Annotated in this window: 14 protein-coding genes and 2 tRNA genes; 4 read left to right on the forward strand and 12 right to left on the reverse strand. The window is 70.3% G+C overall.

The window, feature by feature from the left end:
• Nucleotides 1–40: 40 nt before the first annotated feature.
• The 4 genes from ACF1AJ_RS04210 to ACF1AJ_RS04225 form a co-directional block, all read right to left on the reverse strand.
• A complete protein-coding gene (locus ACF1AJ_RS04210) occupies nt 41–1,282 on the reverse strand; it encodes a hypothetical protein (protein WP_391506242.1) in 1,242 nt (413 codons plus the stop codon).
• Between the two features lie 84 nt (nt 1,283–1,366).
• A tRNA-Ile gene (locus ACF1AJ_RS04215) sits at nt 1,367–1,440 on the reverse strand.
• A gap of 19 nt (nt 1,441–1,459) precedes the next feature.
• Nucleotides 1,460–2,713, reverse strand: coding sequence for a glycosyltransferase (locus tag ACF1AJ_RS04220; protein ID WP_391506243.1), 1,254 nt, complete (start codon nt 2,711–2,713; stop codon nt 1,460–1,462).
• A 93-nt stretch (nt 2,714–2,806) separates the two neighbouring features.
• The gene (locus ACF1AJ_RS04225; RefSeq protein ID WP_391506244.1) at nt 2,807–3,772 is read right to left on the reverse strand and encodes a multidrug DMT transporter permease; all 966 of its coding nucleotides are present in this window, start codon (nt 3,770–3,772) and stop codon (nt 2,807–2,809) included.
• Between the two features lie 41 nt (nt 3,773–3,813).
• Between ACF1AJ_RS04225 and def the strand changes: the two genes are divergently transcribed.
• Entirely contained in the window at nt 3,814–4,380 is a 567-nt protein-coding gene (gene def / locus ACF1AJ_RS04230; protein WP_391506245.1) for a peptide deformylase, read from the forward strand.
• 35 nt (nt 4,381–4,415) lie between these two features.
• On the opposite strand, the gene ACF1AJ_RS04235 is transcribed toward def, so the two are convergent.
• Both ACF1AJ_RS04235 and ACF1AJ_RS04240 read right to left on the reverse strand, forming a co-directional pair.
• Complete coding sequence (locus ACF1AJ_RS04235; RefSeq protein ID WP_391506246.1) at nt 4,416–5,291, reverse strand: sensor histidine kinase; 876 nt, start codon at nt 5,289–5,291, stop codon at nt 4,416–4,418.
• Between the two features lie 125 nt (nt 5,292–5,416).
• Nucleotides 5,417–5,728, reverse strand: coding sequence for an SHOCT domain-containing protein (locus tag ACF1AJ_RS04240; protein ID WP_018190944.1), 312 nt, complete (start codon nt 5,726–5,728; stop codon nt 5,417–5,419).
• A 238-nt stretch (nt 5,729–5,966) separates the two neighbouring features.
• Here ACF1AJ_RS04240 and ACF1AJ_RS04245 point away from each other — a divergent pair, with 238 nt between their 5' ends.
• The 3 genes from ACF1AJ_RS04245 to ACF1AJ_RS04255 all read left to right on the forward strand — a co-directional run bounded on the left by ACF1AJ_RS04245 (nt 5,967) and on the right by ACF1AJ_RS04255 (nt 8,204).
• Nucleotides 5,967–6,167: a hypothetical protein gene (locus ACF1AJ_RS04245; RefSeq protein WP_018190943.1), complete on the forward strand. Its 201-nt coding sequence runs from the start codon at nt 5,967–5,969 to the stop codon at nt 6,165–6,167.
• Between the two features lie 94 nt (nt 6,168–6,261).
• Nucleotides 6,262–7,545 carry a histidine kinase gene (locus tag ACF1AJ_RS04250; RefSeq protein ID WP_391506247.1) on the forward strand — a complete coding sequence of 428 codons (1,284 nt, stop codon included), beginning with the start codon at nt 6,262–6,264 and terminating at the stop codon, nt 7,543–7,545.
• Nucleotides 7,542–8,204 carry a response regulator gene (locus ACF1AJ_RS04255; protein ID WP_391506248.1) on the forward strand — a complete coding sequence of 221 codons (663 nt, stop codon included), beginning with the start codon at nt 7,542–7,544 and terminating at the stop codon, nt 8,202–8,204. Before ACF1AJ_RS04250 ends, ACF1AJ_RS04255 begins: the two co-directional genes overlap by 4 nt.
• A gap of 133 nt (nt 8,205–8,337) precedes the next feature.
• Here ACF1AJ_RS04255 and ACF1AJ_RS04260 read toward each other — a convergent pair.
• The 6 genes from ACF1AJ_RS04260 to ACF1AJ_RS04285 all read right to left on the reverse strand — a co-directional run bounded on the left by ACF1AJ_RS04260 (nt 8,338) and on the right by ACF1AJ_RS04285 (nt 14,288).
• A tRNA-Asn gene (locus tag ACF1AJ_RS04260) sits at nt 8,338–8,410 on the reverse strand.
• A gap of 79 nt (nt 8,411–8,489) precedes the next feature.
• Nucleotides 8,490–9,506 (reverse strand): D-isomer specific 2-hydroxyacid dehydrogenase family protein, encoded by a 1,017-nt coding sequence (locus tag ACF1AJ_RS04265; protein ID WP_391507433.1) that lies wholly within the window; start codon nt 9,504–9,506, stop codon nt 8,490–8,492.
• 11 nt (nt 9,507–9,517) lie between these two features.
• Nucleotides 9,518–10,423: an ATP-binding cassette domain-containing protein gene (locus ACF1AJ_RS04270; protein WP_391506249.1), complete on the reverse strand. Its 906-nt coding sequence runs from the start codon at nt 10,421–10,423 to the stop codon at nt 9,518–9,520.
• A gap of 10 nt (nt 10,424–10,433) precedes the next feature.
• Nucleotides 10,434–12,122 carry an ABC transporter ATP-binding protein gene (locus tag ACF1AJ_RS04275; RefSeq protein WP_391506250.1) on the reverse strand — a complete coding sequence of 563 codons (1,689 nt, stop codon included), beginning with the start codon at nt 12,120–12,122 and terminating at the stop codon, nt 10,434–10,436.
• The gene (locus ACF1AJ_RS04280; protein WP_309859410.1) at nt 12,119–13,189 is read right to left on the reverse strand and encodes an ABC transporter permease; all 1,071 of its coding nucleotides are present in this window, start codon (nt 13,187–13,189) and stop codon (nt 12,119–12,121) included. Before ACF1AJ_RS04280 ends, ACF1AJ_RS04275 begins: the two co-directional genes overlap by 4 nt.
• 1 nt (nt 13,190) lies before the next feature.
• Nucleotides 13,191–14,288 (reverse strand): ABC transporter permease, encoded by a 1,098-nt coding sequence (locus tag ACF1AJ_RS04285; RefSeq protein ID WP_391506251.1) that lies wholly within the window; start codon nt 14,286–14,288, stop codon nt 13,191–13,193.
• Nucleotides 14,289–14,333: the final 45 nt, after the last annotated feature.

Below are 14,333 nucleotides of genomic sequence, written 5' to 3' on the forward strand. Positions count from 1 at the left end.
CACCCCCGCGGAGTCTAACAGCGGGCCGCGCCTGCTCCGGTCACCCGCGCGGCGTCTCCACCAGCCCCGGCGTCTCCGCGCCGGACGCACGACCCTTCGTCCTCCGCAGCTCCACCGCGATCCCGACCACGACGAGCGCGGCGGCGATCACCGACGTGCAGACGACGATCGCGGACACCGACTGGTGCGCCCACAGCGAGACGACCACCACCTGGCAGACCAGCGCGCAGCCGGTGAGGATGCCCAGAGCGCGCGCCTGCGACGAGAAGCCCGCGTAGAGGATGACCTGGACGACGGCGAACAGGCTGCCTTCGAGCGCGAACAGCCAGGCGAGCGAGGCGAACTCCGCGTACTTGTCCCCGCCGATCAGCCACACCAGCGGACCGGCAAGGACCGCCGCTCCGACGGTCGCCACCGCCCCGATCGCGGCGGACAGCCCGGTCGCGAGGGCAAACGCGTGCCGCATCGTCCCCGCCGACATCTTCGGGAAGAACACCGTGATCACGGCATACGGGAGGAAGAACGCGATCTTCGCGACGAGCGACCCGAGCGCATACTCCCCCGATCCCGTGCCGTCGAGGAAGATGCGGGCGAGCAGCAGGTCGACGTTCGAGAGGGCGTACAGCGCGACGAGCGAGCCCGTGGTCGCGGCGAACTCCCGCGCCAGCCGCGGGGTCAGCCGCAGCCTCGGCCGCGACGGCCCGGCGATCACCACGGCGGCGACGGTACCGGCGATGCTGCCGATCAGGATCCCCGCGCACGCGGAGGTGACATCCGGGTGGATGAAGAGGGCGACGATTCCCCCGGCGGCACGGAGGCAGCCGATCGCGGCGTACGCGTACCCGTAGTGGCCGTGGCGCTCGTTCCCCTGCACCAGGCCGAGCGCTCCGAACCCCATCACCGACGCGGCCACCGACAGCACCGTCAGGGCCACGGCCGCGAACGGGACGTCGAAGAGGACAGCCAGCGGCCAGCTGACGGCGAGGCCCACGACGGCGATCAGTGCGGTCAGACGCAGGCCGAGCGAGACGACGGCCGCGCGTTCCTCGTCCGCTCCCGCTCCCGAACTCGCGATGCGACGTGCCGCGACCGCCTGGATGCCGAGCGCAGCGGTCCCCCCGATGATCGACACGCTGAGCATCGCCCCGAGCGCGCCGTACTCGGGAACACTCATGAGACGCGCGGCGAACATCGACAGCAGATACGACGCAGCGTTCGCGAGCATGGTGGCGACGCCGACGAGGAGGATTCCGCCGGCGATGGCACGACGGGTCTGGCTCACCCGAGGACTCTACCAGCCGCGTCGGCGTCCCTCTCCGCTCACCGCGCCGGAGCGGAGCGCGGTGCTCGCCGTCTTCCCGAGAAGTAGGGCGGACGGGACTTGAACCCGTGACCGAGGAATTATGAGTTCCCTGCTCTGACCAGCTGAGCTACCGCCCCGATCGTGCGCCGGCTCCGGTCATTCGGGAGCGGGCACGCTGGGGGCCGCGTCCGTCACCGGCTCGGCCACCGGCTCCCCACGATACAGGCTTTCGAAGGTGCTGATCGTGGTCTGGATGTCGTGCGCGGCGACGATGCGGAGGGACGCGCGCTTGAGCACATCCAGCTCCTCCTGCGGCAGCCGGAGCACGCTCTCGAGCTTGTCCGCGAGGTCCTGCGCGTCGCCCGGACGGAACAGGTGCCCGTTCTCACCCTCGTGCACCAGGTGCGGCAGCGCCATGGCGTCGGCGGCGACCACCGGGAGGGCGGAGGCCATGGCCTCCATCGTCGCGATCGACTGGAGCTCGGCGATCGACGGCATCGCGAAGACCGTTGCGCGCGTGTACGCCTGGCGCAGCTCCTCGTCGCTCACGTAACCGAGGAACTCGACGCGGTCGGAGATGCCGAGCGTCTCGGACATCGACTGCAGGTTCTTGAGCTGGTCGCCGCCGCCGACGATCTGCAGGCGCGCGTCCAGGTCTTCGGGCAGCAGCTTGACCGCGTTGAGCAGCACGTCGATGTGCTTCTCGCCGGTGACGCGGCCGACGAAGAGGATGCGGTTGCCGCTGCGCGGGGTGAAGTCGGGGGTGTAGTTGTGGGCGTCGATGCCGCACGACACCGCGTGGACGCCACGGAGGCCGGTGGACGCCTCCAGGAACTCGGCGGCCTTCCGGGTGGGCGTCGTCACGGATTCTGCACGGTCGAAGCTCTTGCGGGCGTCCGCCCAGGCGAGCCTCACGAAGGTCTTGCGCAGGAACTTCGGCAGCAGCGTGAACTCGACGATGTTGTCCGCCATGACGTGGTTCGTCGCGACGATGCGGATGCCGCGCTTCTCGGCCTCCGCGGCGAGACCGCGGCCGACCACGATGTGCGACTGGAAGTGCACGACGTCCGGCTTGACCTCGTCGAGGACGCGGCGGGCGTTCGCCTTGCTCATCCACGGGAGGGCGAACCGCAGCCAGTCGTGCGGATACCAGCGCCAGCTGCGGAGCCGGTGGGCCGTCATCTTCTGGCCCTCGTGCTCCTCGATCCAGGTGCCGTGTTTGCGGCTCGCGGCCGGGGCGACGATGTGCACGTCGTGGCCGTGCTCGACGAGGCCGGCGGCGAGGCGCTCGGCGAAACGTGCGGCGCCGTTGACGTCGGGGGCGAAGGTGTCGCACCCCATCACGATGGTCAGCGGCTTCTTCTCAGCCGGGGCGGCAGGGGTGGGATGCGGTCCGCTCGAGTCAGGCACGTGGTTCGTTCCCTCGGTCGTGGGCTTCGGATGGCGAATCCGGCGACGGCGTTCGCGGCCCGGGCGGGTGGTCGCGCCCGGTCGTTCAACGGCCTAGTCTAAGCGGCTTTCCTCCGCGGCGTCGGCAATGCGGTCAGCTACCGGCGCGTCCGACGCGCTCTGCGGATGGTACTTCGCCAGCTGGAACACGCCGAGGATGGCGACCGCGCCCGTCAGCGCGAACCCGACCATGGCCCACCAAGGAGCCCCGGCCGCCTCGTTCAGCACCAGGATCCCGATCGTGACGGCGACCAGCGGGTCGATGACCGTGAGGCCGGCGATGACCAGGTCCGGCGGGCCCGACGAGTAGGCGTTCTGGACGAAGTAGGCGCCGAGCACGGCGGCGAGCAGCAGCGCGACGATGCAGGCGACCAGCAGCCAGTCCCACTCCTGATTCGAGATGCGGTCGATGGCGACCTTGGCGAGGGTGGCGACGAAGCCGTAGAGCACACCCGCGCCGACGATGTAGATGATCGCCTTGAACTTGTGGCGCAGGAACCAGAACAGCGTGCCGAACGCGATAAGCACAACCGCGAGGATGATCAGGATGACGACCAGCGCCCGGCTGGTGACCGGCAGATCCCGTGCGAACACGGCGGCCAGCAGCACGAACGCGCCGACGCCGCTGACGCAGAGGGTGACCGCGATCACGGACTGATGGTTCAGCTTCACGCCGCTGACCCGGGCGTTGAGGATGCTCGTGATCACGAGGCCGACCACGCCGAGCGGCTGCACGAGGATGATCGGCGACAGCTTCAGGCTGACCAGCTGGAAGACGATGGCGAGACCGAGGAGCAGTGTCCCGATCACCCACGACGGCCGCGCGAGCAGGCGACCCATCTGGCGGCCGCTGAGCCCGCCGTCCGCGTGGCCTGCTGTCGCCTCGACCTTGGCCACGCCGTGGTGCTGCAGCTGGGCGCCGACGGAGAGGAAGCAGGCACCGACGAGCGCGACCGGGATGCCCAGGAGCTGGCTGGGCTGATACGACAGGTCGAACGCGTCCATCAGTTCCGTGCCCACCCCACCGACCCTACCGGGAATGATCCGGATAGTCTTGCTGAATGGCCGTCATCCCCATCCGAATCACCGGTGACCCCGTTCTCCACTCCCCCGCCCTCCCCGTCGCCGAGATCGACGACGAGCTGCGCACCCTGGTCGCCGACATGTTCGAGACGATGGATGAGGCCCCCGGCGTCGGGCTCGCCGCACCCCAGGTGGGCGTGCCGCTGCGCCTGTTCGTCTACGGCTGGACCGACGACGACGGCGTCTCACACCGTGGCGTCGCGATCAACCCGACGCTGTGGCTGAGCCCCCTGCGCGTCGGCGAGCTGGATGAGGACACCGAGTCGGAGGGATGCCTGTCGTTCCCGGGCGAGCGGTTCCCTCTGCGGCGGGCCGAGCACGCCATCCTGCAGGCCACCGACCTCGACGGCGCCGACTACGAGGTGCGCGCCACGGGGTGGCTCGCACGCATCTTCCAGCACGAGTACGACCACCTCGACGGCGTGCTCTACGTGGACCGGCTGACGCATCCCTTCGGGAAGGCGGCGCTGAAGACACAGCGGAAGAACAGCTGGGGCGTGCCCGGGCTGAGCTGGCTGCCCGGACGCGACCACCTCGAGGACTGACGCGGCCGCACCCACGCTGGTGCGGCGGATTGCGGTCAGCGCCGCAGGTCGACCCCGTGGATGCCGTTGTGATGGCGCAGGGCGGGGAACACCGCTGACAGGGTGAAGCCCACCCCGGCGACGGTCTGCGCGTTCAGCGTCCCTCCGAACAGGGCGGCGCGATCGCGCATCTCGATGATGCCGGCTCCCTCGTAGTGCTCGGTGAGCGCGCGGACGTCGTCGGCGATCGAGTACGCCGTGGCCTGGTCGACGCCCTCGCGGTCGAGACCCAGCCGGCGCGCGGCAGCGCGGATGCCGTCGTCCTCGACGGTGACGGCCAGACCCTCCGGCGTCCAGGCGAACGCGACGCCGGCGTTCGTGCCGGGGCCGCCGTGCTTGAGCGCGTTCTCGAGGCTTGTCTGCAGGATGCGGAACACGGCGAGCTCGGCGCCGGGGCGGAGCTCGAAGCGCTCCCCGCTCTCGGTGAAGGTGACCGCCAGCCCGGCGTCGCGCATGACCCGGAAGAGGTCGCGCGCCGAGTGGAGGCTGGGCTGGGGCGAGGAGGCGTCCTGCGCCTCGCGGGCGACGGCCTGCAGCCGGCGGAGGTCGGCGAGCGCGTCCCGCGCAGACGTTTCGAGCACGCCGGCCGACCGGACGGCCGCTGCGGGGTCGGCGGAGGCCGCATAGCGGACGCCCTCGGCCTGCGTGACGAGCCGAGAGACGGACTGGATGGCCACATCGCCCAGGTCGCCGATGATCCGGAACCGGCCCGCCTGCTCGGCGAGGTCGAGCTCGCGGTCGATGCGGTCCCACTCCGATTCTTGACGCGTATCGCGGAGTCGGATGCGGCGGCTGCGCTCCCACAGCCAGAGGCCCAGGAAGACGAGCGCAACGATGCCGAGCGCGGCGACCGCGATCACCATGACGTCCATCTTCCGTCTCCTTCCGCCGCATGGCTGTGCGGCCCGGTCAACACTACCGGGCCGCACAACGGTGAGGACGGGACTGGACGCGGCTGTGGATGACTCCGCGTCCGGCCGCCCTGTGGAGAAACCGATCAGGCGCTGTCGCGGTTCGCCCGCAGCACCTCCAAGCGCGCCCGGTACTCCTGCTCGTCGATGTCGCCGTTGGCGTACCGCTGCGCGAGCGTCTTCTCGGCGGAGCGGACGCCGCCGTTCGGGCCCCAGCCGTCGTATCCACCGCGTGCAGCGGCAGCACGACGCCAGCGTCGGCCGGCGAATCCGAAGATGGCGACGAAGACGAGGATCCAGAAGATCGGGATGAAGATCCACCACCAGCCGACGAACGGCGGGCCGTAGGCGACGGCGCAGGGCGCGGCGGCGACGACGGTGGCCAGTGAGCTGAGCATGATGCGTGTCCAATCGTGAGTGGTCCGCGCCTATCGCGGACCGACACCCTCAGCCTCGCCGCCGAATCCTTCTCCCGAATCCCCCCTCGGGTGCGTTCCGCCCTACTCCCCCGGGAGCACATTCGTGCCGAATGTGCGCTCAGCGCCGCCCAAAGCGCACATTCGGCACGAATCTCGAGACCCCCGCACGCGCAACGCGCACTGTCGCGTGGGCGGTGTGCGGCCGTACGATGCCCGCATGGAGCACGAGGACGGCCGCCACGAGGCCGACGACGAACAGCCGGATGACGCGGTCACCGAATACGAGAACGACCAGGCGGAGAACCGCGAGTCCCTGGAGCGCGAGGCGGGACTGACGGCATTCGGCGGCCCGACGTTCGGGCACCTGTTCGACCAGCAGCCGGACGACGGCGGGTTCGACGCCGAGCACAACCCGTGAGCTCACCCGACGTCGTCTCCGTACTCCCCGGGGAGTAGACCCCGGACACCCGTCGGCGGACGTGACGCCCAGGTGCCCTGGCTAGCATGAGGAGATGCCCTGGAACGCGCCCCCCGATCAGGGAGCGAACGCGCGCTTCGGAGACACTCCGACCGAGCCGCCCGGCTGGGAGCGCACGCCGTGGACGGAGCGCGGCCGCCCGCGCGGCGCACGCTGGTTCGCGGTCATCGTCGCCGCCCTCATCCAGCTGCCCTTCATCGTCATCGCTGCACGGGATGCGTCGCACGATCCGCTGACCCTCGCCTTCTCGCTGCTCGCCTTCGCGGCCTCGTTCGTCCTGCTGGCCTCCCCGCGGCATCCCGGCCCCACTGTGGTCGCCATCGCCGTGCTCTGCGCACCGGCCATCGCGGTGACCACGGGACCGCCGTTCTCCGCCGTCCCGCTCGCCTTCGCCGTCGTCAGCGCGGTGGTCCGCGGCGCGCGTGTGTGGGCCTGGTGGACGCTCGCCGGCTTCGCGATTGCCGCTCCGGTCGCCGCCTACCTGCTGCGCGGCCAGCCGGCCGCCATGCTGCGGCCCCTGATCATCGCCCTCATCCTCTGCCTCCTGCTCGGTGTCGGCGAGGCGCTGCGCAATCGCCGGGAGCGGTTCCGCGAGGTCGCCCGCCAGGTCGCGGCCCGACGGGAGGCCGCAGCGGAGGCCGAGCGTCTCCGTATCGCCCGCGAACTCCACGACGTGCTCGCGCACTCGCTCTCGCAGATCAGCGTCCAGGCCGGCGTCGGCCTCCACCTGTTCGACTCCCGTCCCGAGAAGGCCCGCGAGAGTCTGGAGGCGATCAAGACCACCAGCAGCCAGGCGCTCGAGGAGGTGCGCGGCGTCCTCGGCTTCCTCCGGGGTACCGAGGAGCAGGCCGCCCGCTCGCCCGAGCCCGATCTCACGCGCATCCCCGTCCTCGTCGAGACGTACCGCAAGGCCGGCCTGCGCGTCACATACGACACCGACCTGACGTCGACCCCGTCGGCCGCGACGCAGCTGGCGCTGTACCGGATCGTCCAGGAGTCGCTGACCAACATCGGCCGGCACGCGCAGGCGTCCAGCGTCGGGATCAGGCTCACCGAGATCGACGGCTGGTACGTGCTGACCGTGCGCGACGACGGCCGGGGCCTGCCCACGAGCGCGAGCGGGGATGGCCGCACCTCGGCGCAGTCCGCCGCCGCGGGCGTCGGGCGGGGCGGCCGGGGCATGGTCGGGATGCGCGAGCGCGCCGAGCTGCTCGGCGGTCGCTTCGACGTCCGCCCGGCCGACGGCGGAGGGCTCCTCGTCGAGGCGCGCATCCCCTCCACGGCACCGCGGTCTGCACAGAGAGAGGCTGCATCGTGATCCGGGTCCTGCTCGCCGACGACCAGCTCCTGGTCCGCGCCGGTTTCCGCGCGCTCCTGGAGGCCGAGGACGACGTCGAGATCGTCGCTGAGGCCGGAACCGGCCGCGCGGCAGTGGATCTCGTGCGCGAGACGCATCCCGACGTCGTGCTGATGGACATCCGGATGCCGGATGGCGACGGACTGTGGGCGACCGGTGAGATCGTCGCGGACCCGGCCCTCGCCGGTACCCGCATCGTCATCGTGACGACGTTCGAGCTCGACGAGTACGTCGCCCAGGCGATCATCGCCGGCGCCAGCGGCTTCCTGGTGAAGGACACCGAGCCGGTGGAGCTCATCCGCGCCGTGCACGTCGTGGCCGACGGCGACGCACTGCTCTCCCCGGGCGTGACCCGGCGTCTCATCGAGCGTGTGTCGGGTGGCCTGCGACCGGCACCGGATGCGGCGGCACTTCAACATCTCACCGAGCGGGAACGCGAGGTGCTGACTCTGGTCGCACACGGTCTGACCAACACCGAGATCGGCGAACGGCTCTTCCTCAGCCCGCTCACCGCGAAGACCCACGTGTCGCGGATCATGACGAAGCTGGATGCGCGCGACCGCGTCCATCTCGTCGTCCTGGCCTACGAGACCGGCCTCGTCCAGCCCGGCTGGCAGTAGCTGCGGCCCGCAGATTTGCGCCAAATCGTCGTTCTGCGCGCGCCATAACAGAGATTTGGCGCACATCGCAGGCTCGAAGGGGCAGACAACGAAAACCCCCGGCCTTCCGAAGAAGGCCGGGGGTTTCACAACGCTCCCCGACTTGGACTCGAACCAAGAACCTGCCGGTTAACAGCCGGCTGCTCTGCCAATTGAGCTATCGAGGAATGCTTGATCAGCGAAGCTACTCTAGCAAGGTTCGCGGCCGCGGGAGAAATCGGGCGTGCATCCCGCGCGCGTCCAGGCTCAGTACCCCGCCGACGGGTCGACGACCCCCACGAACCGGCCGTCGTCGAGGAAGGCGTGGACGTTCAGGCGGATGCGCTCGGCGAGCAGCGGTGCCGTCATTTCGGGGGTATCGGCCTGGTGCGGCGTGATGATCACGTTCGGCTCGTCCCAGAGAGGATGGCCGTCCGGCAGCGGTTCCGGGTCCGTCACATCGATGCCCGCACCCGCGATCGTTCCCGAGCGCAGCGCCTCCAGCAGCGCATCCGTGTCAACGAGTCCGCCACGTGCGATGTTCACCAGGTACGCGGTGTCCTTCATCGCTGCGAACTCCTCCGTGCTGAACAGGTGGCGCGTTCCGCCGGTGAGGGCGGCGGCGACGACCACGAGGTCGGCCGAGGGCAGCACCTCGGTGAGCCGGTCGGCGGTCACCGTGCGAACGGCGCCCTCGACCGGCGATTCCGTGCGCCGCACGATGGTGACGCGCACGCCGAACGGCTCCAGCAGCCGCATCAGCTCGAGGGCGATGCCGCCGGCCCCGACGATGACGACGTCGAGGCCGTACAGCGACCGTCCCTCCTGCTCCGTCGCCCAGGACCGAGCACGAACCCGCTTCGGGATCACCCGCAGCAGCGCGAGGCTCAGCACCAGGGCGTGCTCGGCGACGGGCTGCGCGTACGCGCCCTTCGCGCTGGTCCAGATCAGCCCGGGGCGGTCCTCGGTCGCGAGGACGTCGGCGAACGCATCCACACCGGCCCAGGGCAGCTGCACCCAGCCGATGCCGGGATGCGCGTGAAGCACTGCCGGGAACTCGGCCGCCTGCGTGTTGGACAGCCAGACCACACCGCGTGTGCGTTCGGAGAGCGGCTCGACCGTCCCGCCGGCCGACTCGACGGCATCCACGAACCGCTGCGACGGCTGCGGCAGCACGGCGATCGGTCCGCGTTCCGGCCGCTGGTCCTCCGGGAGCGCAGTCGCCTCGACGGCCAGCACGGCCCGGTGATACGACGGCGTGCCGGTCTGCTCGGTTTCGTCCATTCCCTCTGCGCTCATCGCGTCTCCACTCCGTGCTGCTCCACCGTTCCCGCGCTGTCCGCCGCCGCGCGCCGGGTCGCCCCGCGCTGGGGGCGCCGCTCCGTACGCTGCGCCGGCGGCTTCAGCGCGCGTGCGAGACCGGCGACGAAGGGATGCGTCGGATCGGCGAGCACCTGCTCGATCGGCCCGTAGCCCACCGGCCGGCCGCCCTGCAGCACGAGAGACACATCCGTCGCCCGGCGCAGCACGGCGAGGTCGTGGCTCACGACCACCGCCGAGAAGTCGGGATGCCCGCGCAGCTGCCCGAGCAGGTCGATCACCGCGTCGCGGACGGTCGCGTCGATCCCGGCGGTCGGCTCGTCGGCGACCAGGATGGTCGGGCCGAGCACGAGCGCCCGCGCCAGGGCGACACGCTGCCGCTGCCCCGAGCTCAGCTCGTACGGGTACTTGTTGAGCACACTGAGCGGCAGGTGCACGGTGTCGAGCATGGTCGCCGCCCGGGCGCCGGCCGTCCGCCGCGGGTAACGCTCGTCGCGCTCGAAGATCGGGAGCGTGACGTTGTCCTGCACGCTGAGCGACGGCTCCAGGGTCGCGGCGGCCTCCTGCGGCAGGTAGCCGACGTGGAAGGTCACCTCGGCCAGGTCGCGCTTGCGCGCCTTCCGCAGCGGGTGACCGAGGACGGACGCCTCTCCCCCGCTGATCCGGGGGCCCGGATCGGACGCGCGCGGAGGGAGGACCCGTCCGGAGAGCACCTGCGCGAGCGTGCTCTTACCGGAGCCGGTCTCCCCCAGCACGCCGAGCACCTGGCCTTGCTCAAGGCGGAAGCTCACCCCGCGCAGGGCCACGCACGACGCGCTCGGGCCCCGCGCAGGGTATTCGACGGACAGGTCGCTGACGACGATGGCGGGGTCGGAACTCACATCTTCGACCCTAGGCGCTCTCCGCCTGCAACTCCCGCAGCGCCTCGCGCCGGTCGGCCTGTTCGACCGGGTCCGGAACGGGAAGGGAGGCGAGAAGCCGCTGGGTGTACGCCTCGCGCGGGTTGCCGAGCACCTCGGCGCCGGTCCCCTCCTCGACCAGCTTTCCGCGGTGCAGTACCGCGATCCGGTCGGCGAGAAGGTCGACGACGGCGAGGTCGTGGCTGATGAACAGCGACGCGAACCCGAACTCCCGCTGCAAGTCGGCGAACAGCTCCAGCACGCGCGCCTGCACCGACACGTCGAGTGCCGAGGTCGGCTCGTCGGCGATCAGGAGGCTCGGCTCCAGCGCGAGCGCACGCGCCAGGCTGGCGCGCTGCCGCTGACCGCCGGACAGCTCGTGCGGATACCGGTCGCCGTATGCGCGCGGCAGCTGGACCGCCTCCAACAGCTCGTCGACGCGGCGACGGGCCTCGGCTGCCGAGCTCGCGCGACCGTGGACGACGAGCGGCTCGGCGACGCACTCGGCGATGGTGAGCAGCGGGTTGAAGCTCGACGCCGGGTCCTGGAACACGAACCCGATGTCGCTCCGCACCTTGCGGAACCGCCTCTCGCGGACGCCGTTCATCTCGATGCCGAGCACTTCGAGCGATCCACCGGTGACCTTGTTGAGTCCCGCGATGGCCCGCCCGATGGTCGTCTTGCCCGAGCCGGACTCGCCGACCAGTCCGAGCACCTCGCCCGGACGGATCTCGAACGAGACCCCGTCGACGGCCACGAACCCGGGGCGGCCGAGCCGGCCGGGGTACTGGATGCGCAGGTCGCGCGCCTGGACGACCGGCGCCTCGATCGGGCGCTCTGCCCGGGCGATGGCGCGGTCCTGCGTGGCGATCAGGCCCTGCCCGATCTTCGGCACCGCGGCGAGCAGCTTGCGCGTGTAGTCGGCCTGCGGGGAGGAGAACAGCGTCCGCACATCCGCCTGCTCGACCAGCTTGCCCTGGTACATGACCGCGACGCGGTCGGCCAGGTCGGCGACCACGCCCATGTTGTGGGTGATGAGCACGATGGCGGCCCCGAACTCGTCGCGGCAGCGCCGCAGCAGGTCGAGGATCTCGGCCTGGACCGTCACATCCAGGGCGGTCGTCGGCTCGTCGGCCACGATCAGGCCGGGGTTCAGCACGAGCGCCATCGCGATGACGATGCGCTGCTTCTGGCCGCCGGAGAACTGGTGCGGGTAGTACTTGACCCGCTTCTCCGGCTCGGGGATGCCGACCCGGCCGAGGATCTCGACGGCGCGCTCGCGCGCTTCCTTCTTCGACAGCTTCGCGTGTGCCCGCAGGCCTTCCGCGATCTGCCAGCCGACGGGATAGACGGGGTTCAGCGCCGTCGACGGCTCCTGGAACACCATGGCGACGTCGGTGCCGCGCACCTCGCGCAGCTTGCTCTTGCCGATGGAGACGATGTCCGCCTCGGTCTTGCCGTCGCGGCTGCGCAGGATGACCGCACCCGATGCCGTCGCCGTCTCGGGCAGCAGTCCGAGGATCGTCTTGGCGGTGACTGTCTTGCCCGAGCCTGACTCGCCGACGATGGCGAGCACCTCGCCCGGGGCGACGTTGAGGCTCACCCCGTCGACCGCCTTCACGGCGCCCGCGTCGGTGGAGAAGGAGACCGACAGGTCCTTGATCTGTACGACGTCGCTCATGGACGCACCTCGATTCCGTGCTCGTCGAACGATTCGCCGCCCTCGAGTCCGTCGACCCCTCCGGGGCCGGCGGTCAGAGTGCCGCCGGGGACGACGGAGGTCTCGGCGACCTCTCCGGACGCCGCAGCGGCGCGGCGGCGACCGCGCAGACGCGGGTCGGCCAGGTCGTTGAGGCTCTCGCCCACCAGGGTGATGCCCAGCACGACCAGCACGATGGCGAGACCCGGGTAGATCGAAGTCCACCAGATCCCGCTGGTCACGTCATCCACGGCCTTGTTCAGGTCGTAGCCCCACTCGGCCGCGGCGGTCGGCTCGATGCCGAAGCCGAGGAAGCCGAGGCCGGCGAGCGTGAGGATGGCCTCCGACGAGTTCAGGGTGAAGATCAGCGGCAGCGTCCTGGTCGAGTTGCGCAGCACGTGACGGAACATGATCCGGCTGTTGCTCGCGCCGACGACGCGCGCCGACTCGACGTACGCCTCCGCCTTGATCCGGACGACCTCCGAACGGATCACGCGGAAGTACTGCGGGATGTAGACGACGGTGATCGAGATCGCCGCCGCCAGGATGCCGCCCCACAGGCTCGACTGGCCGCCGCTGATCGCGATGGCCATGACGATGGCGAGCAGCAGGGAGGGGAAGGCGTAGATGGCGTCGCAGATGACGACGAGCACGCGGTCGAGCCAGCCGCCGAAGTAGCCGGAGACGAGTCCGAGCAGCACGCCGAGGAAGATCGACAGGAGGACGGCGATGATGATGACGAGGATCGCGGTCTGCGCTCCCCAGATCACCCGCGAGAACACGTCGTACCCACCGGACGTGGTGCCCCAGATGTGCGCGGCGCTCGGCGGCTGCTGCGCGCCGAACGACTTCCCGTCCGCCTTGGACTGCGCGAAGCCGTACGGCGCGATGACGGACGCGAAGATCGCCGTCAGGATGAACAGCGCGGTGAGCACGAGACCCACCACGAGCATCCCGCGCTGCAGGCCGACGCTCTGGCGGAGCTGGTGGACGACGGGCAGGCGGTCCCAGAGGGAGCGCTTGCGGGAGGTCACTGATGCGGTCGACATCTCAGTACCTCACTCTCGGGTCGATGAGGGCCGCGATGACGTCGACCACGAAGTTGGTGAGGGTCACGATGACGGCGAGCAGCACGACCATGCCCTGCACGGCCACGAAGTCGCGCGCCTGCAGGTAGTGGACGAGCTGGAAGCCGAGGCCCTTCCACTCGAACGTCGACTCCGTCAGGACGGCACCGCCGAGGAGCAGGGCGATCTGCAAGCCGATGACCGTGATGATCGGGATGAGCGCCGGGCGGTAGGCGTGCTTGCGCAGCAGCCGTGATTCGCCGACACCGCGCGATCGCGCCGCGTCGACGTAGTCGGTCGACAGCGTCCCGATCACGTTGGTGCGGACCAGCCGGAGGAAGATGCCGGCGGTGAGCAGACCGAGCGCGAGTCCCGGCAGGATGGCGTGCATCAGCACGTCGCCGACGACGGCCGGGTCGCCGGTCTGGAACGCATCGATCAGGTAGATGCCGGTCTTGTTGTCGAGCGTCTGCATCTCCAGCTCGGAGCTCGTCGATGCGCGTCCGGCGACCGGGAGCCAACCCAGCCAGATGGAGAAGATGAGCTTCAGCACGAGCCCGACGAAGAACACCGGGGTGGCGTAGAAGAGGATCGCCATGATCCGCAAGCCCGCATCCGGGGCCTTGTCACGGAAGTACGCGGCGATCAAGCCGAGCGGGATGCCGACGATGAAGGCGACGATCAGCGCGTAGAACGCGAGCTCCAGCGTTGCTGCGCCGTACGTCAGCAGCACCTGGGTGACCGGCTGGTTGTCGGTGAACGTCGTCCCGAAGTCGCCGCGCAACAGCTGGCCGAGGTACTCGAAGTACTGGACGATGATCGGCCGGTCGTATCCGGCCTCGTGCACGCGCTCGGCGAGCTGCGCCGGGGGCAGCTTCCCGCCGAGCGCCGCGGTGATCGGGTCTCCGGTCGACCGCATCAGGAAGAAGACGACGGTGACCAGGATGAAGATGGTCGGGATGATAAGGAGGGCGCGGACGAGGATGTAGCGGCCGAGGCCGCCTCCGGATCGTCGCTTCGCCTTCGTCCGGTCCGGCCCGGGGGCGGTCCCGGCCGCCGGGGCGCTGACAGTCGCTGTCATGGAAGCCAATCGTGATGGTTCGTGGAAAGGGGGCGGCTCGCTGCG

It is taken from the genome of Leifsonia sp. NPDC014704 (assembly GCF_043083605.1).
Classification (GTDB): domain Bacteria; phylum Actinomycetota; class Actinomycetes; order Actinomycetales; family Microbacteriaceae; genus Leifsonia.

Coding starts and splice junctions, on each gene's coding strand:
- ACF1AJ_RS04245 (WP_018190943.1), top strand. CDS start 5,967: ATGGAGCACGAGGACGGCCGCCACGAGGCCGACGACGAACAGCCGGAT.
- ACF1AJ_RS04250 (WP_391506247.1), top strand. CDS start 6,262: ATGCCCTGGAACGCGCCCCCCGATCAGGGAGCGAACGCGCGCTTCGGA.
- ACF1AJ_RS04280 (WP_309859410.1), bottom strand. CDS start 13,189: ATGTCGACCGCATCAGTGACCTCCCGCAAGCGCTCCCTCTGGGACCGC.
- ACF1AJ_RS04285 (WP_391506251.1), bottom strand. CDS start 14,288: ATGACAGCGACTGTCAGCGCCCCGGCGGCCGGGACCGCCCCCGGGCCG.
- ACF1AJ_RS04275 (WP_391506250.1), bottom strand. CDS start 12,122: ATGAGCGACGTCGTACAGATCAAGGACCTGTCGGTCTCCTTCTCCACC.
- def (WP_391506245.1), top strand. CDS start 3,814: ATGGCCGTCATCCCCATCCGAATCACCGGTGACCCCGTTCTCCACTCC.
- ACF1AJ_RS04240 (WP_018190944.1), bottom strand. CDS start 5,728: ATGCTCAGCTCACTGGCCACCGTCGTCGCCGCCGCGCCCTGCGCCGTC.
- ACF1AJ_RS04235 (WP_391506246.1), bottom strand. CDS start 5,291: ATGGACGTCATGGTGATCGCGGTCGCCGCGCTCGGCATCGTTGCGCTC.
- ACF1AJ_RS04265 (WP_391507433.1), bottom strand. CDS start 9,506: ATGGACGAAACCGAGCAGACCGGCACGCCGTCGTATCACCGGGCCGTG.